Genomic DNA, 22,057 nt, shown 5'->3' on the forward strand with positions numbered 1-22,057 from the left:
TAACTCCTAACTCCTAACTCCTAACTCCTAACTCCTAACTCCTAACTCCTAACTCAGCACTCACCACTATTTTGGTGCCCAGTTGATCCAATCTTGAGGTTTAAGGAAGGTTTCATACAACTCGGCTTCGGGGGAATTGGGTTCCGGTTGATAGCCGTATTCCCAGCGTACTAAAGGTGGTAAGGACATGAGAATTGATTCTGTGCGTCCGTTGGTTTGCAAGCCAAAAATGGTGCCTCGGTCATAAACCAAGTTAAATTCTACATACCGTCCCCGGCGGTAGAGTTGAAAATTCCGTTGGCGATCGCCATACTCTATCCCATGTCGCCGTTCTACAATCGGTACGTAAGCTGGTAAAAATGCTTTGCCACAGCCTTGTACAAAGCCAAACAAATCTTCCCAATTGCGAGTTGCTGGTGTTCCCACCTGGTTGCTATAAATAGCCGCTTCCCCATTGGGATTTGGCCCGCGATATAAAGCACCCTGACCATCTTGGTAATCAAAAAATAGACCACCTACACCCCGTGTCTCGTCACGATGCTTGAGGTAGAAATATTCATCACACCACTGCTTAAACACTGGATAATACTCTGGGTGGTGTTGGTCACAAGCCTGTTTTAATGTTTTGTGTAAATGTGCCGCATCTTCTGCAAAGGGGTAATAAGGTGTCAAGTCAATACCACCACCAAACCACCACACTGGCCCCGCTTCAAAGTAGCGATAATTGAGATGAACTGTGGGCACATAAGGATTGCGAGGATGTAATACCATTGAAGTGCCTGTGGCATAAAAGCCATGCCCTGCGGCTTCCGGGCGTTGGGTTAAAATTGAGGGTGGCAAATGGGAACCCTGAACTTCAGAAAAGTTTACACCTGCTTGTTCAAATATTGCACCATCTCGCAGCACGCGCGATCGCCCTCCACCTCCTTCTGGGCGTTCCCAACTATCTTCATGAAACTTAGCCACACCATCTAGTTTTGCCAATGATTCGGTAATTTCGTCTTGCAGTTGTTTCATAAACTGACTGACCCTAGTCTGGGCGTCAGCTGCTGGCAAAGACTTGGATGATTCTGCTTCTACAGTTGGTATTTGCGAGTTGGTCAACATAGATTCCCGAACCTAAATTACAATTTCCAGAAAGCCACAAATTTTTCATTTTAAAATTTGGGGAAAACACGCACCAACAATCTAGCTCTATTTGCCCAACCCGCTTTTTTCTTACTGGGTTAAGCATTTATCCGATTGATGGGCATCACTAGAGTTATTTTCCCTCAAATGCGTATAGGCTTGTATATTGAATTATTTTTTTTTGAAATTCTTAATTGGAATATTCTGGTATAAAGACTAAATTTTAGTCTTAAGCTTGAGGTATCAAGGATTTGACTGGTCTACTCAGAACTTTTTTGCCATATTGCTGATGTCGGCTGTTAGGGTCTGTACCGAATCGAGGCTTGCTATGTTTAGGGCCTTTTTGAGAAAGTTTTAATTTAGCAGTTGATTGTAGTTGCACACCATACCAGAGTTACCAGAAAATATCTAGGGAGGAGGATTAGGAAAATGCAAGGTTGGTTATCCAAATTCATCCACCGTAAACGTCGTCGGTTTTGCGCTTCTCTGGTGTGGACATATCGAGAGATTAGTTCTGCTTCTGTAGATGAACTGTGGCAAAAAGTGGTTGACTTAACAGATGTTTCCTGGCATCCACAACTTAAGAGTACTAATGTCCCCCACGGATTAGTACCCAAACCAGGATTAATTTTTCAAGCTGTAACACGCTTTTCGCCGATACCCATCAGAATTTTTGTGGAACGCGTCAATCCCAGAGAGATGCTGAGTATCCGAGTGATGGCGATTCCCGGAATAGAGGAACGGGTAACTTACCAAGTAGAGTCAACGGTTTGTGGTACTTGTTTGTCTTATTCTGTAACTCTACGGGGTTGGTTATCGCCCCTGGTTTGGTCTTTATCCCGTCCTTATGCAGACCGCGTTGCACGATCTTTAGTCGAGGCAGTAGAAAAGACAGCATTACCAGCGGTATCTGGTAAGAAAAAATCTCTTAATGACAGTTGTTTTGATTTTTAGGTATTGGGATTGGGGATAAGGACGATGAGGGGGATGAGGACGATGAGGGGGATGAGGGAGATGAGGGAGAATTTTTGACTAATGCCCAATGCCCAATGCCCAATGCCCAATGCCCAATGCTCAAAGAAAGTTAAGATTCTATTAGGTAATAATGCAATTTGTTAAGTTTTATCACGGCAGTGACAGTGATAACACTAAGCTGACCTTACTTAAGAAGGCATCCAGTTAATAGCTAAGATGTTCCCCACAAGTGTATTTATTCATTTTGAATTTTGAACTTTTATGTACGATGTCCTCGATTCCCGCTCTGTCCTAGAAGTTTTGCGACCAGTGGAAGACCCAGAACTGCGTAAAAGTCTGGTAGAACTGAATATGATTCGCAACGTAAAAATTGACGGTGGTAAGGTTAGTTTCACTTTAGTGTTAACCACTCCTGCCTGTCCTTTACGTGAATTTATTGTCGAAGACTGTCAGAAAGCTGTCAAAAAACTCCCAGGCGTTACCGATGTCAGCATAGAAGTGACGGCAGAAACACCGCAACAAAAAAGTTTACCTGACCGCACTGGCATTTCTGGAGTGAAAAATATCATTGCTGTTTCCAGCGGTAAAGGTGGCGTTGGTAAAAGTACGGTGGCGGTAAATGTCGCAGTGGCTTTAGCCCAAACTGGGGCGAAAGTCGGCTTGCTAGATGCTGATATTTATGGCCCCAATGACCCTACCATGCTGGGTTTGTCTGATGCTCAAATTACTGTGCGTTCTACTGAAACAGGTGACATCCTGGAACCGGCTTTTAATCACGGCGTCAAATTAGTTTCAATGGGCTTTTTGATTGACCGAGATCAACCAGTAATTTGGCGGGGGCCTATGCTCAATGGTGTAATTCGCCAGTTTCTCTATCAAGTTGAATGGGGAGAACTGGATTATCTGATTGTAGATATGCCACCGGGAACGGGAGATGCTCAGTTAACTTTAACCCAAGCAGTGCCGATGGCAGGGGCAGTAATTGTCACCACGCCGCAAAACGTAGCTCTGTTAGATTCTCGCAAGGGATTGCGGATGTTCCAGCAGATGAATGTTCCGGTATTGGGAATCGTGGAAAATATGAGCTATTTTATCCCCCCTGATCAACCAGATAAGCAATATGACATCTTTGGTTCCGGTGGTGGCTCCAAAACAGCTGCTGAATTGGGAGTGCCACTGTTGGGGTGTGTACCGCTAGAGATTTCCACACGAGTTGGTGGTGACAGCGGTGTGCCAATAGTTGTTGGCGACCCAGATTCAGCTTCAGCAAAAGCATTAACAGCGATCGCTCTTACCATTGCAGGTAAAGTATCAGTTGCTGCTCTAACATAATTATAAATTTTAATTGCTATCTACTTCCTGGGCTATAGCTTGGGAATACTAGGGACTGGGTATTAGGGAGTGGGGAAGTAGGGGAGCAGAGGAGCAAGGGAGAATAACTAATAACCAATGCCCAATGCCCAATGCCCAATGCCCAATGCCCAATTCTCAACAATTAAAGCTAAAGTTTAAACTGGCACAATGTTGTTAAAACGATCGCTCCCCAAAATTCGCTGGAAGTCTTGGGTTAAGCCCTGGCAGCAGGTAGATTGGCTACTTTTTTGTTTGCCGATTGCTGTCAGTATCTTTGGCGGCCTGATGATTCTTAGTACGGAACTGAAGCAGCCAGTAACTGACTGGTGGTGGCACTGGATGGTAGCGGGTATCGGCGTGCTTATAGCCCTGCTTTTATCTCGTACCCGTTACGAACTTTTGATGCAGTGGCACTGGGTAACTTATTCATTAACGAACTTCAGCTTAATCGCCGTGATGATTGCTGGTACTAGTGCCAAAGGGGCGCAGCGGTGGATTAGTATCGCCGGCTTTAACGTGCAACCCTCAGAATTTGCCAAAGTCGGCATGATTGTTACTTTAGCAGCTTTGTTACACAGGCGGACTGCTTCTAGCCTCGAAGGTGTTTTCCGCGTTTTGGCAATCACCGCTGTACCTTGGGGATTAGTATTTTTACAGCCAGATTTAGCAACATCACTGGTATTTGGTGCGATCGTCTTAGGAATGCTTTACTGGGCAAATGCTAACCCAGGCTGGTTAATTCTGATGATTTCTCCGGTGGTTGCCGCCATTTTGTTTAGTATATCTTGGCCTTTAACAGAGCCGATAGTTTTATTCAAAGAACTATCTTTTGGTCCATTAGGACTAATTTGGTCAGTTGCAATGGCTATTGTGGGCTGGCAAACTCTTCCCTGGCGTCGATTTGGTTTAGGTGCTATCGGTGCCTGGACTCTTAATATACTGGGTGGCGAATTAGGAGTCTTCGCCTGGAACCATGTTTTGAAAGAGTATCAAAAAGACCGACTAACTGTATTCATGAATCCCGATCACGATCCACTCGGTGCAGGATATCACTTAATCCAATCTCGTATTGCTATTGGTGCTGGTGAAATTTGGGGATGGGGTCTGTTCAAGGGGCCCATGACGCAACTGAATTTTGTACCGGAACAGCATACAGACTTTATTTTCTCCGCAGTGGGAGAAGAATTTGGTTTTGTTGGTTGTTTGTTAGTGCTATTTGTTTTCTGTCTAATTTGCTTCCGTCTACTGCATGTTGCCCAAACCGCCAAAGATAACTTTGGTTCTTTGTTGGCTATTGGCGTTTTGTCCATGATCGTATTTCAGGTGATTGTAAACGTTGGTATGACTGTTGGTTTAGCACCTGTGGCAGGAATTCCCCTACCTTGGATGAGTTATGGGCGTTCTGCAATGCTGACCAACTTCATTTCCTTGGGAATAGTAGAATCGGTAGCAAATTTTCGGCAAAGACAGAAGTATTATTGATTCGTCATTAGTCATTTGTCCTTTGTCTTTTACTAATGACAAATGACTATTAACAAGTATTAAGCTATTAAAAGGAAACAAGCGAGGCTAAAAAAATGATTCTGCCTGGAGCAACTGTTCGCGTCAAGAATCCCGCAGATACCTATTATCGCTATGAAGGACTCGTGCAACGGGTGAGTGACGGCAAAGTAGCTGTATTATTTGAGGGTGGTAACTGGGATAAATTAGTTACCTTCCGCCTAAGCGAATTGGAACTCGTCGAGACCACTGCCGGACGTAAAAAAGCCAAATAAGATTAGTTAGGAGTGAGAAGTTAGGAGTTAGGAGTTATGATTCCTCAACTCATCAGGGGCTAAACGCCCCGCTACCGCTAACATAACTCCTAACTCAGCACTTAGCACTCAGCACTCCCATGCGCCTCCCCCTACCACAGTTTGCCACTGGCGATCGCCATCCGAACCACATTGCGGAGGTGATTGAAACTACCAGTACCGAATTTTTAGCTCAGTGTTTAGAGCCGGAAGATTTAAGCTTTCCCTCGATGCCACCCTTTGGTAGCTGGGTCTGTTCTGTAGATGAAGAATCTGGCAATAAAATTTATGCTGTAGTGTATTATGCCACAACTATGCCCATAGATTCCGTACACAGGGCGAGAGCGTTAGGGTTGTCCTTGCAAGACTTACGGGAGGAACAACCCCAAATATTTGCTATGCTCCGTACAGAATTCCGGGCTGCGATCGTCGGATTTGAACTATCTTCGCAAAATCAAAGTTATAACCAAAGAGTATATCAGTATCTTCCACCTCGTCCCCCGCAAATTCATCAAGCTGTTTATCGATGTGAACCAGAAGCTATCATTAAATTTACTGAAGAACTAGATTTTTTACGGACACTCCTTTGTATAAATGGTGCGCCAATAGAGTCTTTAACCGCAGCTGCGATTCGAGATGTATACCAGTTACGCAAAGCTGACCGAGAATGGCTAATTAAAGCTGGACGTAGCTTAAGTGTTTTACTTAAAGATGACTACGATCGCTTACGGTTCATTTTGAGTCAAATCCACCCGTAGATAGTTAATTCTTAAATAATTGCCTAGTTAGTGTAAATTAAGATTTTTTATTTTTCGGCAGGTGGCTTTTCTATTTATTCATATTGATCGGGCGATCGCCCCCAAGGTAATCGCTGTTTTACCATAGCCCCTTCAATTCCTATATATGGAACTAATATCACAAGTTCTTGTTCTGGAACCAACTTCCCAAGTTCTTGGCAAAGAACCAATTGTTCCCTTTGCTATTTTGCTGGTGGTCATCTTAGTTATACCCATCATGTTTGAGCGGCTAAGATTACCAGGATTAGTGGGTTTGGTTTTCTCAGGGCTAGTACTTGGACCTTCAGGTTGGAATCTTTTTCAGTCTGACTCACCGATAATTAACCTACTATCAAACATTGGGTTAATTTATTTACTGTTTGTCGCTGGGCTAGAAATTGATCTAGAACAGTTTCGCCGGAAAAAAAGTCGTGCCTTTGGGTTTGCTAGCTTGACTTTCAGTGTACCCCTAGTCATGGGAACCTTAGTAGGGCTGATTTTAGGCTATGGCTGGAATACTTCAATTTTAATTGGCTCTTTATTCGCTTCCTATACCCTTTTGGCATACCCCATAATCAGCCGTTTGGGAGTGATAAACAACGAAGCTGTTACTATCACCATTGGAGCTACGATTTTTACAAACATTGGTGCAGTACTAATATTAGCCATTTGTGTAGCTGTCTCTCATACTGAAGCATTCAGCTTTGCGAAACTACTCACCTTGTCAGGTTGGTTAACTATTTACTCTGTGGCTGTTGTTACAGGATTTGATTGGGCAGGTAAAGAATTTTTCAAGCGGTCTGGAGACGATGAAGGAAACAAATTTTTGTTTGTGTTGCTTTCTGTGTTTCTGGCAGCTATGGGCGCTCAATTGATTGGGGTAGAAAAAATTGTTGGTGCTTTTTTAGCGGGTTTGGCAGTAAATGAAGCTGTGGGTGAAGGCCCAGTCAAAGAAAAGGTGGTATTTATTGGCAGTGTGCTGTTCATTCCCATTTTCTTTGTAGACCTTGGCTTACTGATAGATTTACCCGCCTTTGTGAACAATCTGAACACGCTCAAGTTAACGCTGTCGATCGTAGTTGGTTTGATTGTCAGTAAATTGATTGCAGCTTTGTTGACAAAACTGGTTTACCACTATAAATGGCAAGAAATGCTAACGATGTGGTCGCTGTCACTTCCCCAAGTTGGTACAACGTTAGCAGCAACGTTAGTGGGATATCGGTCTGGGTTGCTACCACTAGAAGTATTACACAGTGTGATTGTCTTAATGCTCGTCACATCAACCTTGGGGCCGTTGATAACCAGTCGAATAGCTGTTGGTTTGAATTCCCCACCAGATGAAGATCCAGCACCACCCCTAGCTGAGGAGAATGCATCAGAAACAGACAGTGCTTTTACTATAGTCGTGCCTATATATAATCCTCAGACCCAGCAGTATTTGATTGAAATGGCGGCGTTATTAGCGCGTCAGTCTCAGGGCAAAATTATACCCTTGGCGATCGTTACTGCTGCTGCTCAGATGGATGCGCCCCACTTAGAAGCGTCTTTACAACGGAGTGAGTGGTTGTTGAATAAAGCCACGACACAAAGTCGAGCCTTGGGCGTAGCCGCAGAACCAATGCTGCGAATCGATGATGCCTTTGCTCAAGGAATTAGCAGAGCGGCTCGCGAACAAAAGGCTAATTTAATTGTTATGGGTTGGGGTAAACGGACTGGGTTACGAGCGCGTTTATTTGGGAATGTGATTGATGGTGTGCTTTGGACATCCCATTGTCCAGTAGCAGTGACACGTCTAGTAGAATCACCGAAAAAAATTCAGCGGATCTTAGTACCAATAGAAAATTTAACAGCACCGACATTACAACCTGTACAATTTGCCCAGATGCTCGCAGAGGCAAATCAGAGCCACATTACTGTGTTGAATGTGTGCGATCGCCGCACTAGTTCTAGTAAAATTGCTTGGAGGCGATCGCATCTCTCCCTATTGGTATCTAAATTGGCTTTGGCCAATGCCCCAGAAATTCAAATCATCGCTCACGAAAATGTTGCCCAAGCAATTTTGCAGGCAGCAAGATTATATGATTTAGTAGTTTTACCTTTTATACGTAATCGTACCAGTCCTGGAGGGTTAGCCATTAGCGATGTCACAACCCAGTTAGCCAGACAACTCACCTGCTCAATTATCATGCTTGGAGAACCGCAACGCACTCAAACCACAAATTTAATTATGTCTACCACGGTTAGCAGCATTACATCTGCTGTATGATGTAAGGCAGAATACAGTTGAAGTAAGTAGACTTGGGCTGCGTTAGCGTAGTCCGCTGGAGGCATCAAATTTCCAAAAATCTTGGCAATAAATGAATCGGCTGTAGGAATGTACATCTGTATTATTGGCATGTATTTCTAGCACGAGTGTCACCCTGATCTCGACTAATTTGTTGTATCCTAATAAAACCTTAATAACCGTAAAAATACTTTATATTTTTGAAGATTTAATAAAGTTCGGCTAAACAACAAACAATTTTTAAACAATTTTTGTTATTTTGCTAATTAAATTCTTACAAAAACAGGTAAAAATGTAACAAAACTACAACTGTGAAAAAATAGGTAAGTTCAACAACACTTTTTGATTGAGCCTTGTTCTTTTTTTTTGTTTTGTATTTTTGTACCCAAGGTGGGTAATCTAAAAGTAAGTGCAATAGCTACTGAAAATATTTGTAAGTAACTGGGAAACTATGAGAATTTTGGTGACGGGCGGTGCTGGGTTTATTGGTTCCCATCTCATCGACCGACTAATGAATGCTGGGCATGAATTAATATGCTTGGATAATTTTTACACTGGTCATAAACGGAACATTCTGAAATGGTTAGGCCATCCGTACTTTGAATTGATCCGCCACGATATTACCGAACCAATTCGGTTAGAAGTGGATCAAATTTATCATTTAGCTTGTCCTGCTTCACCAGTACATTACCAGTACAACCCAGTTAAAACCGTTAAAACTAACGTGATGGGAACACTGAATATGTTGGGGCTAGCTAAACGTGTGAAAGCGAGGTTTTTCTTAGCTTCCACTAGCGAAGTATACGGAGATCCAGAAGTTCATCCTCAAACTGAAGAGTATAGAGGTAGCGTCAATCCCATTGGGATACGTTCATGCTATGACGAAGGTAAAAGAATTGCTGAAACTCTAGCATTTGATTACTACAGGCAAAATAAAGTTGATATTCGAGTTGTTCGGATATTCAACACCTATGGGCCGAGAATGTTAGAAAACGATGGTCGGGTGGTGAGCAACTTTATAGTTCAAGCCTTGCGGGGTAATCCTTTAACTGTGTACGGTGATGGTTCACAAACTCGTAGTTTCTGCTACGTTTCTGATTTGGTAGAAGGATTCATCCGCTTAATGAATAGCGACTACATTGGGCCAGTCAACCTGGGCAATCCTGGTGAATACACGATTTTACAATTGGCACAAACTGTGCAAAATATGATCAATCCAGACGCGCAGATTAAGTTCGAGGCACTACCTTCGGACGATCCCCGACGTCGCCAGCCTGATATCACAAAGGCAAAAACTTGGTTAAATTGGGAACCTACCATTCCTCTGCAAGAGGGTTTAAAACTGACAATAGAAGATTTTCGCGATCGTATTCAAAGCGATGTCAATAATTCAACTACCTGAGTGGCGTCTAGCGTTACTCTAGATTTTCATGCAGGCTAACCTGATTGGTAGCTAGTCTATATTAGTTGCTGAGTTTTCTTAAGTGTGTAAGTGTAAAGTTGAGAACTTCTTTTTGAAAATTAAGCCCAAATAAGTGAGGAGTTAAATAAATGCGTGTTTGCGTTATTGGTACTGGTTATGTCGGTTTAGTTACAGGTGCTTGCTTGGCTCATATTGGGCATGATGTAATTTGCGTAGACAACAACGAAGAAAAAGTTAAGTTAATGAAGTCTGGGCAGTCTCCAATTTTTGAGCCGGGACTGTCAGAAATTATGCAGTCTGCCATTCAAACAGAAAAGATTCATTTTACTAGCGATCTTGCGGCTGGAGTTTCCCACGGGGAAATTCTGTTTATTGCTGTGGGAACGCCACCTTTACCTACAGGTGAAAGTGATACTCGTTACGTCGAAGCTGTAGCCCGTGGGATTGGGGAAAATCTCAACGGTGGTTATAAAGTCATAGTGAATAAATCTACAGTACCCATTGGTTCAGGTGACTGGGTGCGGATGCTTATTCTGGATGGTGTTGCAGAGCGGCAGAAAACACTGATACCCGCAGGTGGAGTACCGAGTGATGAGAAATTATCTGAGTTTGCAGCCGAGTTTGATGTAGTCAGCAATCCAGAGTTTTTGCGTGAAGGTTCGGCAGTTCACGACACCTTCAATCCCGATCGCATTGTACTCGGAGGCAATAGTCAAAGAGCAGTAGCCTTAATGCAACAATTGTATGCCCCAATTGTGGAACGCAAGTACGCTCTTGATCAATCTTTACCCCCTGTGCCAATTCTGGCAACAGACCTGAGTTCGGCGGAGATGATTAAATACGCCGCTAATGCCTTCTTAGCTACTAAGATTAGTTTTATTAACGAAGTTGCTAATATTTGCGATCGCGTCGGTGCTGATGTCACCCAAGTAGCCAAAGGTATCGGTCTAGATTCCCGCATTGGTAACAAGTTTTTACAAGCTGGTATTGGTTGGGGTGGTTCTTGTTTTCCCAAAGATGTCTCCGCTCTGATTCACACTGCTGATGATTATGGTTATGAAGCCCAGCTACTGAAATCTGCTGTCAGTGTCAACGAACGTCAGCGGTTGATTGCTTTAGAGAAACTCCAACAAGTTCTAAAAATTCTCAAAGGCAAAACAGTCGGACTACTCGGACTGACCTTCAAGCCCGATACCGACGATTTGCGAGACGCTCCAGCACTCATCCTAATTGAGCAGCTAAACCGACTGGGAGCCAAAGTCAAAGCCTACGACCCGATTATTTCCCAAACAGGTATGCGTCATGGTCTTTCTGGGGTGTTAGTAGAAACCGATGCCGAAAGACTAGCTGATGGCTGTGATGCTTTAGTACTCGTCACCGAATGGCAGCAGTTCAGCACTCTCGACTATGTGAAGATGGCAAAATTGATGGCCCACCCCGTTATTATCGATGGTCGTAACTTCCTCGACCCCGAAGCAATGATACGCGCAGGATTCCAATATGTAGGCGTGGGAAGATAGAAAGTTAGGAGTTAGGAGTGATAAATAAAAATTAATTACAATCTATAATTAACAACTCCTAACTCCTTTCAAAACCTAAAGATTTAAACTACCGCCTAGAATCATCTAGGCGGTATTTAATTTGTTTAAAGCTTCATTTTACTTGAATTTGTTTGCGTGTAATCTTGCATCAGGCGCTATGTGGAATACGTTCAATTTCAGCATATCCACTGAAAATAATTTTTTGCCCTTCAGTTTCTAATCGGTTGAGCCGCATTTTCACTCCATCGAGGTCAAAACGATCCAAATCGACCATATTATCTAAAATTTCTACCAGCGCTACGCTCAAGGTTTGCGAGATTTCCCGTTGTGCTTCTGGCACTTGGTCAAGTTGAATTTTCGGATCTTTGAAAGAAACTCGCCGCCGTCTTTCAATACCTACAGTTAAAATCATGCTTAGGGGTACGAGTCCGCCATTATTTAAATCAGCTTTTGCTACAAGCTGTAAGCGATTTTCTGGCAATAGCTGTACCTGAACATCTGTAAAGGAGACTGGTTCACCCCCAGATAATTCTGTCAGTGATGGTACGGTGAGGTTAAGCAGGCGCTTTTTCACCAGTTCCGCATTAAAGGCTTGGTTTATGCCTGCTTCTGATAAAATTACTTGAGCGATCGCTTGAGTGGGTTGCTTAAGGCTGAGTTTGCCACTTAAAACCGAGCCGAAGTCAATGGCAACCGCATCGGTTTCAAACGACATCTCCTCTACCGCGAAATCTCTCCGAATTACCAAGCCACGACCGCTCATTTTGAAGCTATCAATGCTGCCTTGCAAGAGCTTGCTGGAGGGGTAGCAGCGCACAAAGACTTCTACTGACTCGCTTTGGGTAAACAGGTGGCGAATCGTTTGGCTGGCGACTGTGTTGAGCATCCGCTCTCCCCAATCTGTGCCTTTAGGATCTTGTAAACCAGTAAGTCCGCCGAACATGTGGTTTTGGGTCTCTAGAAGTTCTTTGTACTTTTGTAACAAATCGTGAAGAATACAGCAAGCGATCCCGTGATTAATTGTGCTGATGGGTAGGAGTTGGATAGCTGATGGTTATAAGTCCACTGTGTCAAATGTTACTTTTGTTCTAGTGAGTGGGAATAATTGAACTAAGTTATTGCTAAGACTCTCACCAGTAGTAAGTATGATACAGCTAAATATTCTAGAACTTGCCAAGCAGGGTGATACAAATGCGATTAACACTCTGGTAAGTCAGTGGTTAAATTCACCTAGAATTACGTCAAAAACTAGTTTCAAACAAAATTGTCTACAGATAATGCTGGAATCAATTGAAGTTCCAGCACAACAGTTAGTAGTCCCAGTTATTTGTGATGGATTAATTAATTTAGGTATCCAATCTTTTAATAATGTCAAAATATACGGTAGAGTAACAGGTGAAGATTTTCCCGATTGGCAACAAGAAATTGAGTTAGAAGCACTAGTAAATTCAACTATATTAACGCCTCAAACAAATATTGAAGTGGAATCTTCAATTGCCATTACTAAAACAAAAACAGATAATAAATTAACTGTAAAAAAACCATCTTTTTTGGGATCATTGTTTGGAACAGTAGCAGGAACAGTCGGAGTCGTTGGAGGTGCTGCCGTTCAAGCAGGGCAAGCTGTTGCAGGAGCGGCTGTAAGCATGAGTGGGACTATTGGAGGTGCTGCTTTTCAGGCAACACAAATAGCAGGGCAGGCATTAGCAATTGTTGGTAATAATCCCCAATTGCAAGTAGCAATAAAATCTCTAAATCAAGATTGGTTAAATCCTTTAATTCAACAGGTTGATTTAGTTAAAGCCGAGGCTGCTGTCAGAAAGTTACAGCAAGAACACCCAAATAAACAACCAGCACAAATTGCCCATCATCTTATGCTGGAAAAAGCTGTTTTAGCAGGAGGAACAGGGCTTGCTAGTAGCCTTACACCAGGACAAGCAGCCGCAATGTTTGTAGTGGATTGGGCCGCTACATCTGCATTATCGGTGGAGTTAGTCTATCAAATTGCTGCTGCCTATGGAATGGATTTAAATGATTCTGAGCGCAGAGGAGAAGCGGTAGCAATTTTTGGTTTAGGGGTAGGTGGAAAAACAGCAATCAAAGCAGGTTTGGGTTTACTACGAATTGTACCAGTAGCGGGAGCCGTCATTGGTGCTAGTTCAAATGCAGTCATGATCTACGCATTAGGTTATGCAGCTTGTCAGTTTTATGAAGCAAAGCAGAATCCATTAACTTTAGAAGCAACATTAGTCGATGCTCAACTAGAGAGCGGAAAATTTATCGAAGCCGCTATTTCTCAAGAAAAGATTATGGATCAGATTTTGGTTCACATTGTCTTAGCAGGTAATCCAGATAAATCTTGGGAAGATATTTTGCCAGAATTACAAGTTGCCAACCTTAGTCCTGAGTCAATCGATGCGATCGCAGCTAATATCAAATCTCCACCATCTTTAGAAACCTTACTTGAACAAATTAATAGTGACTTTGCTGTACCTTTATTAGCACAATGCCAAAAAATTGCTCATCTAGACGGGGTCATTACGCCAGAAGAAGCTAAAGTGTTAGAAACGATTAACAAAAAGTTAAACTGTGATTTAGCTGCAATCAAATAACCTGAATATTGGTGTTAAGATTTTTTAGCAAAGGCGATCGCTCTGATTTAACTTGCCTTTTAAACAAGTGCGATCGCTTTTAAAATATTTGATACGCTTCTGGTGTAGTAAATGAATCAGGATTGTGGCAAAATTTGATGAGGTCATGTTTAGGAGGATAGAAACGCGGATACCGCGCTCTTAAGTTACTTACCTCATCAACAACTTCCGCCGCAAATTATCCAACGCTGCATTCGCACTGACATGACGAATTAAAGCTCGACCTCGCGCTGTACCAAACTGATACTCAAAACTTGCCACTTCATCCTTTGGCCCAGCTAAACCAACGTAAACTAAACCCACCGGCTTAGTATCTGTCCCTCCAGTTGGGCCAGCAATACCAGTAATACTCAATCCCCAAGTTGTTGCAAGGCGGGTTTTGACTCCAACAGCCATTTGCTCTGCAACGGTAGCACTTACCGCCCCAAATTTATCTAAATCTTCTGGGTTAACCCCCAGCAGCTTAACCTTCACCGAATTGTCATAAGAAATTACTCCACCCCAAAAATAATCAGAACTCCCAGAAATCTCGGTCAACATTTGCCCTAAACCGCCACCAGTGCAAGATTCTGCAACTGAAAGCGTTTCTTTTGATCCCCGCAACAACTGACCAACTACGGAAGCAAGAGTATCATTATTAACGCCATAAAAATCTAGTCCGGCAATTTCTTTAAGTTGTTTTTCAATGGGCGTAATTAGGGCTTCTGCGGCTGCTTCTGAATTTGCTTTTGCAGAAACTCGCAATCTTACTTCCCCCTTACCTGCATAAGGGGCAACTGTGGGATTTGGCAACTTTAAATAGGAAGCAACCTTTTCCGCTAAAGCAGATTCACCAATACCCCAAAACTTTAAACTCCGGCTGTAAATAATTTCTTTACCCCAACCTTGACTTTTGAGAAATGGCACAGCTGTTTCTTCCCACATCGCGTGCATTTCACTGGGAACACCGGGAAAGGTAAAAATCGTGATTTCAGGACGAGGTTGCCAAATGATACCGGGTGCTGTTCCAGTGGGGTTGGGTAAAATTTCTGCACCTTGGGGAATCAAAGCCTGCTTGCGGTTACTTGGTGACATAACCCGACCACGTTGCACGAATTTCTGGGTTATGTCTTCGATGATGTTAGAGCGTTCTACCAAGGGGACCTTAAAAAAATCGGCGATCGTTTCGCAGGTAAGATCATCTGGTGTAGGGCCAAGTCCACCAGTGAAAATGAGAATTTGCGCTCTGGAAATAGCAATTTCTATAACTTGCTTCAACCGTTCTGGATTATCCCCAACCACTGTTTGATAGTAATGGGGAATACCTAGTTGCGCTAATTGTTGCGCCAAAAATTGAGCATTGCCGTTGAGGATATCTCCTAGCAGCAGTTCAGTACCAACACAAATAATTTCTGCACTCATTGGATTGGGAGTAGGGAATAGGAGTAGGGAATGGGCAATGGGGAGTGGGGAATGGGGAAGAATAACTATTGACCAATGCCCCATACCCAATACCCCATGCCCAATTATGCTAGTGCTGGTACAGGAATTTCCAGGTGAGGATATAAGGGGAAGCGATCGCACAATGCCGCTACCCGTTGCCGACAATCTTGGGTTACTATGTCCGAATCTGGAGAAAGTAAGCGATCGCTAATAATATTTGCAATTTCGGTAAATTCTGCTACTCCTAAACCTCGCGTAGTCATTGCAGGCGAACCTAACCTCAGACCGCTGGTAACAAATGGCGACTGCGGATCAAAGGGAATAGTATTCTTGTTAGCAGTAATATTCACAGTACTGACTAACTGATCTGCCTGCTTACCAGTTAGACTTACAGAGCGTAAATCTACCAAGATTAAATGATTGTCAGTGCCGTTAGATACTAACTTTAAACCACGATTTTGCAGTTGTTCGGCCAAAGCACGAGCATTTTCAATCACTTGGGCAGAATAAGTTTTAAATTCAGGCTTGAGGGCTTCTCCAAAAGCTACTGCCTTGGCAGCAATAACGTGTTCTAATGGCCCGCCTTGGCTGCCAGGAAAAACAGATTTATCTAGCTTTTTACCTAGTTCTGCGTCGCCAGTCAAGATTAAACCACCTCTAGGGCCGCGTAAAGTCTTATGGGTAGTTGTTGTTACTACGTGACAGTGAGGAATGGGATCAGGATGAAGACCACTGGCAACTAAACCAGCAATGTGAGCAATATCGGCAAGTAAGTAAGCGCCGATTTCATCAGCAATATTACGGAACTTTTCAAAGTCAATTATACGAGGATAAGCCGAATAACCACAAATCAAGAGCTTAGGACGCTCCCTCAGCGCCAGCTCACGAATTTGATCGTAGTCAAGTTGTTCTGTTTGTTGACTGACACCGTAGTGACTAACTTGGAACCACTTACCTGAAAAATTTACAGGGGAACCGTGGGTAAGATGTCCTCCATGAGACAAATCCATCCCCATAATTTTGTCCCCTGGTTCTAGGAGTGACAGGAACACAGCAAAATTGGCTTGTGCGCCAGAATGGGGTTGGACATTGGCATGAGCAGCCCCAAATATCTGTTTAGCACGGTTGATCGCTAGTTGCTCAATTTTGTCGATAAACTCACAACCGCCATAGTAGCGTTTACCAGGTAAACCCTCAGCATATTTATTTGTCAGTACCGAACCTTGAGCCGCCAGTACAGCAGCAGAGGTAAAGTTTTCACTAGCAATCAACTCCAAATGGTCTTGCTGACGCTGTAGTTCGTCGTTGATTAACCCTGCAATCGCCGGATCGCTGGAAGAAAGAAAGTCTGAATTAGTCCTAGTCACTTGAATTATCCTTATGGAAATTTGTACAACGGCTGATTTTGGTTGGACGCATCACCTAGATATACAGTCAAGAGCAATGGTTTTTGACTGCTGTACAGAGGCGATTAATCGTCTCCGTACTCTGGAGGTTTATTTGTGCCAACTTATTTATTATTAGACCCAAGCTCGATTAATGCATTAATTATCATAACGTTGCTTTTTGAAATCCTCACCTTGCTGCGTGTTGTGAGGTCGTTAGACAGTATTCTTTATGAACCTATGTTAAATAATGCTTACTGCGATCGCTGCTCTGTAGAGTGAACAACAAGAACCCCGACTTATTAAAGAAGTCGGGGTTCTGCGGGTTGCAATTCTCACAAATCAAAAAATCAAATAGGATTCATATAGCGATTTTGATAGTAAGCCAAAATCTGGTTAACTCGTTGCCGATTTTCTAAGCTAGAGTTTGCTGTCCACGAGACGCTTAAGCCAGCAATTTGACTTTGATTATAATCAAACTGTTGAGATGATTGAGGAATTAAATCCACTTCCACCGCTTCGACTTGACATAAATGAGCTGCTATTTCTCTATAAACAGCTAAAGGCAAACCAGCGAATTCAACTTTTTCCTTAGTCTCCATCTTTATGAAGCTCCCACATTAAAGGTATTTTGGGGGGGCGTTGTCACTGAAATAGCATTGCCGCTAGCAGATGCAGCTGACGACGTTGATTTGACAGCCCCTTCCCCTACCATTTTGGCAACTTCAATACCATATTGTTCCAAAATCACGATGGGGTTGTAGCCCTGATTCATTTCAATACGTTTAATCAGTACGCCATTTGCTAATCGCTGTCCCGCCTGTACATACCGACTTGTCGGCTCATCGGGTACTTTGATAATTGCCTGTGGTTCTTTACTAATTAGAACTACACCAGTCACAACTACTGCCCTTGCTAACTCAGGCTGTGCTGGCGGTGGCAATACAGAGACTAAAGTGGGGTTGGGGACAACTTGAGGCAAAACTTTAGGCAACACTGAAGTCAAGGTAGGATTGACTTTTTTTGGGAGAGAAGAAACGTTATTTTTCTTTTTTGGATTTAAAGCGATGCTGCGTGTTGGAAGTTTTCGTACTGCTATTGATGCAGTAGGTAGCTTAGGCAACACGGGAACTGGTCTTCCAGATGCTTTAGCCATTCCGGGAAGAGTCTGCCCGAAAATTTGTGCAAAAGGATCGCTTCGGTCTTTTGATACCACAAGTTCTCGTGCCCGCTCTGTAGCATTAGTGGATTGAATCAAGTTAACAGATGCAAGATTAACTTGTGAGACCTGTTTAGGCGCTATCACTGGATTCTTAAAGGATTGAGCCGCTGGTGGCGACTTTTTTGCTATTTTGGGAATTGGCACAGGATTGATGGCTTGTTGTGTATCTTCAGAAGCACATCCGGCGATCGCCAAAGTTAGAATAGCTGCAATTGTAATTTTTGAAGTTATGCCCATGAGCCTTTCTCAAAAGCCATTGGAAAATTGAAAAGTGGAAATCAACATGCCTAAAATTTGGATCAAAGGCAAAGTATGTTCCCTTTATAACCTAATTTTTTAAATTTCAAGGGTGATTTTTAGCACTGCCCACGCAGTATAACTGCGGTTTTGTATTTGTTTGCAGTCAATCTTCTGCCACACCCATAAGCTCTTTCATCAAATCCAGTCCTTTCTTGACTCTACGGGAAACCGTTACTACACTGATGCCCAGATGTTCTGCAACTTGTTTTTGGGTCAAATCTTGCAAAAACACACATTCCAACACATCGCGGGTGCGTTTTTCTAGCTGAACCAACGCTTGTTGTAAGCGAAGTTGGTCTTCTTGTGCCAGTTGAAAGCTGCGATAGTGAGGATCTGGAACCAATTCTCCCAAGCAGGTAGAACCTTCTTCTCCATCTTGGATTGGCACATCAAGACTCAAAGGAGCGCGATTGACCCATGCTAATTTAATTTCTTGCCATTCATTTGGAGAAATTTCCAGTGCTGCTGCTAATTCCGAGTCGGTTGGTTGACGATTGTGTTTTTCACGCCAAGAACGTGATACTCCTATTGCTTGCTGTTGGAGCGCTAACCATCTCCGAGGAATTCGCACGGTGACACCTTTATCTCGGAGATAGTGTTGAATTTCACCCCGAATATAGGGAAGAGCATAGGAGCTGAAGGCATGTCCCTTGGAAATTTCAAATCTTTCAATAGCTCTGATTAAACCCAAACATCCAACTTGGAGCAAATCATCGTAGGTTTCATGACATTGATTTGTCCAATAGTGAGCTTCTTTTCTCACAAGTCCAAAATTGAGTTTTACCAGTTGATTGCGGATATTTTCTGACGGAGATTGCTGATATTCTCGCAACAACTGCCAAATTTCGTGCTTTAGTTCAGTGGTGACTGTGGTAGGCATAGCACCGGGTTTATTGAGCAAATAAAGAATCAATTATTCGCTTTTAAATTCAGCTGCGATCGCACGATATTAAAGGAAATATTGCACTATATTTCCTAAGCATTTGCTATGGTAGATAATAAAGATTTTCTATCAAAACTCCATAGGTTACTTGACAATCGAGCAAAATTTAAATGGGCGAAATCGCTATTTAGTTGGTTATTTATCTTTGGTATGGTCTGTAGCTTTTTTAGAACCACATAGGAATAAAATATAAAATTAATCACTAAATATCAAACCGAGATTGTACTTAACTTGAACTAATTAATGATGAAGTTAATTTAGAGAAACAAAACAACAGTAGTTGAGCTTTTGTTTGATAAGCAAAAGTTAGATTTTCAGTGAAATTACGTACTCTTTCCACGAAAATTTATCCAATAATTAAAAATTACTAATAATTTAAAAAAAATCTTATGTATATTTACGCAATGCCAATAAAAAAAGGGCATCTCACCCTTTTTTGTACTTAAGTCTATAGTGTTTTAATGAAAGGGAAAAGGTTAAAGGGGTGAATCAAGTGACCCATAAGGGACTTCCAACTAAAAAAATATCCCATCGCATTTAGGCAGGGGGGCAGGGGGCAGGGGGCAGGGGGCAGGGGGCAGGGGGCAGGGGGCAGGGGCGAGGAACAGTCGTGTTAAGTCTAGAAATTGGGATAATTTATTTTTTGGAGTTCCCTAAGACTGAGGGATAAAAATTTTTCCAATTGCCAGGGCTATTTTGCTCAGATTTAACTTTTCCCGATTTTTGTAAAAAATCTATCTACCCTCTTTAAAAAAGAGGGTAGGTAGATTAACTTTTGCGATCAAGTCTGATACTTACAGAATTGTCGTTCTGAGTGCCAGTCAGTTGCTTTACTTGCGAGGATTTAGCCACGTGTCGGTTCAACCCGTCCATAAAATAGACCGCGAATCTTGACTTCTTTAGGTTCGCCAGCACCTAAATCTGTATCAGATGGCTGTTCGCTCTCGAAAGTACCAGCAATTTCACCACTAGAGCCATCTATTTTAGCGATTTGCAGAGAAATCTTGCCATTAAGATTTTCAGCACGCTTGACGTTAGTGCGGGTAAGTTCTTCATCATCTGCTTGGGCGGGGAGAGCCACGGCATTATCGTAGCCACTGACGACACCACGGCCTTTGGGATCTAGGAAGGCAGCACCACGATAGGAAGGAACTTTGAAAGTGCCTTCAAAGTCCGTGGAGGTGTTAATACTGGTCAAACTAGGTTGGCTTTGAGCAACCAAGTTCTTGATGGTGAACAAGAAAGGTACTCGCTCACCACCAGGAAGTTGCACAGTGATGGCTTGGAAGTCAAGACCATCAGTTTCCACAAAGGTCAGGCTATTATCTGAGTTGATTTTTAGGTTGCCTTGCACCTGGTCAATGGTGGAAGTGTATCTGGTCAACAATTTGCCAGCAACAAATTCTGCTTCTTGGCGTTTATTAGCAGGTTCTTCTTTGATGAAGAAGCTAGTTGGTTCTAAGCAAAGTTCTTTGATGGTGTATGACTGGCTAGAATCAATGGGAATGGAGCCACGGCGTGTTTCTGCTAGTTGGGGGCATTTGTTAGCCAAGCCAGTCCCGCGAATTTGATCGTAAGTGAGTACATCTCTACTACTACTACTAGCAGGAGCATCACTACAAGCAGTTATTAGCCCCAGGCACAAAGCCAAGAATGCAACAATTAAAGCGCGATACCTCATGGTCAACCTCAATCTCAAAAATTAATATCTAAGTTGTAAAACTGCATCGAAGCTTTGATCTCTGATGAGAAGCCGCTACTCTGCGAAAAGCTACCTTTGATCGGACACGGCTTTGCTCTGATTGAGAGAGTTGAAGCAAGTGTTCGGGTGTCTAGGTTGTCAGCCGTTGCTCAAACTTTTCTGTTGCTAAACGTAGTTAAACGTGTCGCTCTCTTGAGCTTGGGGTGTAAACACCAGACTAAGTAGCACACTGCATCCATTTTGGATGTGTGTCACTAGGGGAGCAAAAAACCAGCAGTTTTACTGTTGGTGGCATTTGTTAAAGTTGGGCAAGTGGATGAGTAAGCCTCACACAGAGCAGCATAAATGCTTGCCTCGAAGAGTGCGAACAGGGGTGTCTGCTTCGCACTTGCTTTTGCTGATGGCAAAAGCGGCGTCGCCCAAGTCTTTTTGTATCATGTATGTGACGCCACTACATACAGCCCATTGTTGGATGGGTAAATCAGCCAGATCATACGATTTTTTTTAACTCAAAATCAAAGTTCTCAAAATCCAAGAAAGTCTCCTCCCGATCGCATCTAGCTTCTGTAGAGCCTATGCTAAAGGTTACTACGCTCTTTTTGGAGCGATCGCAATTGCTTTTGATAAAGATACAAATCTAGTTATATTCACCCCTAACTAGGGCAAGTGAGGAAATACGGTAACAGGGAGACAACTGACAAACTAGGGAAAATTAAAAATCTCCGGTAAATTTGAGTTGACCTCATTTATACGCAAAGGGTGGCATGAACGATCACAAAAATATTGAATCAGAGAAGTTGTCTGGTAAACTGCAAGCGATCGCGACTGTGGTGTATGATGCTGCTACAGCTTGTGAAGGCGATACTGTAGCTCTTTTGGCTTTGCTGCGGCAATTAGAGCAGTTACACCGAGAGATCCGGGATGGGGTTTTTCAAGAGAGTTTACCTGTTAACCGTCGCCAACTTTACTCACTGCTGAAAGATATTGAGTCTGAGGGAGGCTGGCCCTATATTGAGCGCATGAGGCTACAAGCCTTTTTAGCAAATTTGCCACAAGAGGCTCCCGAAGAAAATAGCCATGAAGTTTTGGAGAGCGATCGCTCTTTTGGCTGATTAGCTCGAAATTTATTTCTAGCTGTGAATTAATAACTCTGATCGCC

General features: G+C 42.9%; 18 protein-coding genes. 10 read left to right on the forward strand and 8 right to left on the reverse strand.

Annotated elements, in window-relative coordinates; all coding sequences use genetic code 11:
* Positions 1–66: 66 nt before the first annotated feature.
* Positions 67–1,107 carry an oxygen-dependent coproporphyrinogen oxidase gene (hemF, locus tag HWQ40_RS14765; protein WP_292778919.1) on the reverse strand — a complete coding sequence of 347 codons (1,041 nt, stop codon included), beginning with the start codon at positions 1,105–1,107 and terminating at the stop codon, positions 67–69.
* A gap of 450 nt (positions 1,108–1,557) precedes the next feature.
* On the opposite strand from hemF, the gene HWQ40_RS14770 reads away from it, so the two are divergent.
* The 8 genes from HWQ40_RS14770 to HWQ40_RS14805 all read left to right on the forward strand — a co-directional run bounded on the left by HWQ40_RS14770 (position 1,558) and on the right by HWQ40_RS14805 (position 11,252).
* Complete coding sequence (locus HWQ40_RS14770; RefSeq protein ID WP_292778922.1) at positions 1,558–2,082, forward strand: SRPBCC family protein; 525 nt, start codon at positions 1,558–1,560, stop codon at positions 2,080–2,082.
* Positions 2,083–2,364: 282 nt separating this feature from the next.
* Positions 2,365–3,435: an Mrp/NBP35 family ATP-binding protein gene (locus HWQ40_RS14775; protein ID WP_292778924.1), complete on the forward strand. Its 1,071-nt coding sequence runs from the start codon at positions 2,365–2,367 to the stop codon at positions 3,433–3,435.
* Positions 3,436–3,624: 189 nt separating this feature from the next.
* Positions 3,625–4,938 carry a rod shape-determining protein RodA gene (gene rodA / locus HWQ40_RS14780; protein WP_292778927.1) on the forward strand — a complete coding sequence of 438 codons (1,314 nt, stop codon included), beginning with the start codon at positions 3,625–3,627 and terminating at the stop codon, positions 4,936–4,938.
* A 95-nt stretch (positions 4,939–5,033) separates the two neighbouring features.
* The gene (locus HWQ40_RS14785; RefSeq protein ID WP_094351697.1) at positions 5,034–5,231 is read left to right on the forward strand and encodes an NAD(P)H dehydrogenase subunit NdhS; all 198 of its coding nucleotides are present in this window, start codon (positions 5,034–5,036) and stop codon (positions 5,229–5,231) included.
* 119 nt (positions 5,232–5,350) lie between these two features.
* On the forward strand, positions 5,351–6,007 hold the full coding sequence (locus tag HWQ40_RS14790; RefSeq protein ID WP_292778930.1) for an HAS-barrel domain-containing protein: 657 nt from the start codon (positions 5,351–5,353) through the stop codon (positions 6,005–6,007).
* A 145-nt stretch (positions 6,008–6,152) separates the two neighbouring features.
* Positions 6,153–8,291, forward strand: a complete 2,139-nt coding sequence (locus HWQ40_RS14795; protein WP_292778933.1) for a cation:proton antiporter — start codon at positions 6,153–6,155, stop codon at positions 8,289–8,291.
* A 469-nt stretch (positions 8,292–8,760) separates the two neighbouring features.
* Positions 8,761–9,711: a UDP-glucuronic acid decarboxylase family protein gene (locus HWQ40_RS14800; RefSeq protein WP_292778935.1), complete on the forward strand. Its 951-nt coding sequence runs from the start codon at positions 8,761–8,763 to the stop codon at positions 9,709–9,711.
* Between the two features lie 149 nt (positions 9,712–9,860).
* Positions 9,861–11,252, forward strand: a complete 1,392-nt coding sequence (locus HWQ40_RS14805; RefSeq protein ID WP_292778937.1) for a UDP-glucose/GDP-mannose dehydrogenase family protein — start codon at positions 9,861–9,863, stop codon at positions 11,250–11,252.
* A gap of 169 nt (positions 11,253–11,421) precedes the next feature.
* Here the strand turns inward: HWQ40_RS14805 and HWQ40_RS14810 are convergent, their stop codons facing one another.
* Positions 11,422–12,216, reverse strand: a complete 795-nt coding sequence (locus HWQ40_RS14810) for a DUF2993 domain-containing protein (protein WP_292778939.1) — start codon at positions 12,214–12,216, stop codon at positions 11,422–11,424.
* Between the two features lie 202 nt (positions 12,217–12,418).
* Between HWQ40_RS14810 and HWQ40_RS14815 the strand changes: the two genes are divergently transcribed.
* Positions 12,419–13,885, forward strand: a complete 1,467-nt coding sequence (locus tag HWQ40_RS14815) for a hypothetical protein (protein WP_292778942.1) — start codon at positions 12,419–12,421, stop codon at positions 13,883–13,885.
* Positions 13,886–14,074: 189 nt separating this feature from the next.
* Here the strand turns inward: HWQ40_RS14815 and HWQ40_RS14820 are convergent, their stop codons facing one another.
* From HWQ40_RS14820 to HWQ40_RS14845, 6 genes are all read right to left on the reverse strand, one after another.
* Positions 14,075–15,325 carry a competence/damage-inducible protein A gene (locus HWQ40_RS14820; RefSeq protein WP_292779005.1) on the reverse strand — a complete coding sequence of 417 codons (1,251 nt, stop codon included), beginning with the start codon at positions 15,323–15,325 and terminating at the stop codon, positions 14,075–14,077.
* 104 nt (positions 15,326–15,429) lie between these two features.
* Entirely contained in the window at positions 15,430–16,713 is a 1,284-nt protein-coding gene (gene glyA / locus HWQ40_RS14825) for a serine hydroxymethyltransferase (RefSeq protein WP_292778945.1), read from the reverse strand.
* Positions 16,714–17,081: 368 nt separating this feature from the next.
* Positions 17,082–17,333, reverse strand: a complete 252-nt coding sequence (locus tag HWQ40_RS14830) for a hypothetical protein (protein ID WP_292778948.1) — start codon at positions 17,331–17,333, stop codon at positions 17,082–17,084.
* A 2-nt stretch (positions 17,334–17,335) separates the two neighbouring features.
* On the reverse strand, positions 17,336–18,190 hold the full coding sequence (locus HWQ40_RS14835) for a hypothetical protein (RefSeq protein ID WP_292778951.1): 855 nt from the start codon (positions 18,188–18,190) through the stop codon (positions 17,336–17,338).
* 166 nt (positions 18,191–18,356) lie between these two features.
* A complete protein-coding gene (locus HWQ40_RS14840) occupies positions 18,357–19,133 on the reverse strand; it encodes an RNA polymerase sigma factor SigF (protein WP_104905652.1) in 777 nt (258 codons plus the stop codon).
* Between the two features lie 907 nt (positions 19,134–20,040).
* Entirely contained in the window at positions 20,041–20,877 is an 837-nt protein-coding gene (locus HWQ40_RS14845) for a photosystem II manganese-stabilizing polypeptide (protein ID WP_292778955.1), read from the reverse strand.
* Between the two features lie 785 nt (positions 20,878–21,662).
* Here HWQ40_RS14845 and HWQ40_RS14850 point away from each other — a divergent pair.
* A complete protein-coding gene (locus HWQ40_RS14850) occupies positions 21,663–22,010 on the forward strand; it encodes a hypothetical protein (RefSeq protein WP_292778958.1) in 348 nt (115 codons plus the stop codon).
* Positions 22,011–22,057: the final 47 nt, after the last annotated feature.

This window comes from Nostoc sp. NMS9 (assembly GCF_017114995.1).
In the GTDB taxonomy this organism is placed as follows: Bacteria; Cyanobacteriota; Cyanobacteriia; order Cyanobacteriales; family Nostocaceae; genus Nostoc.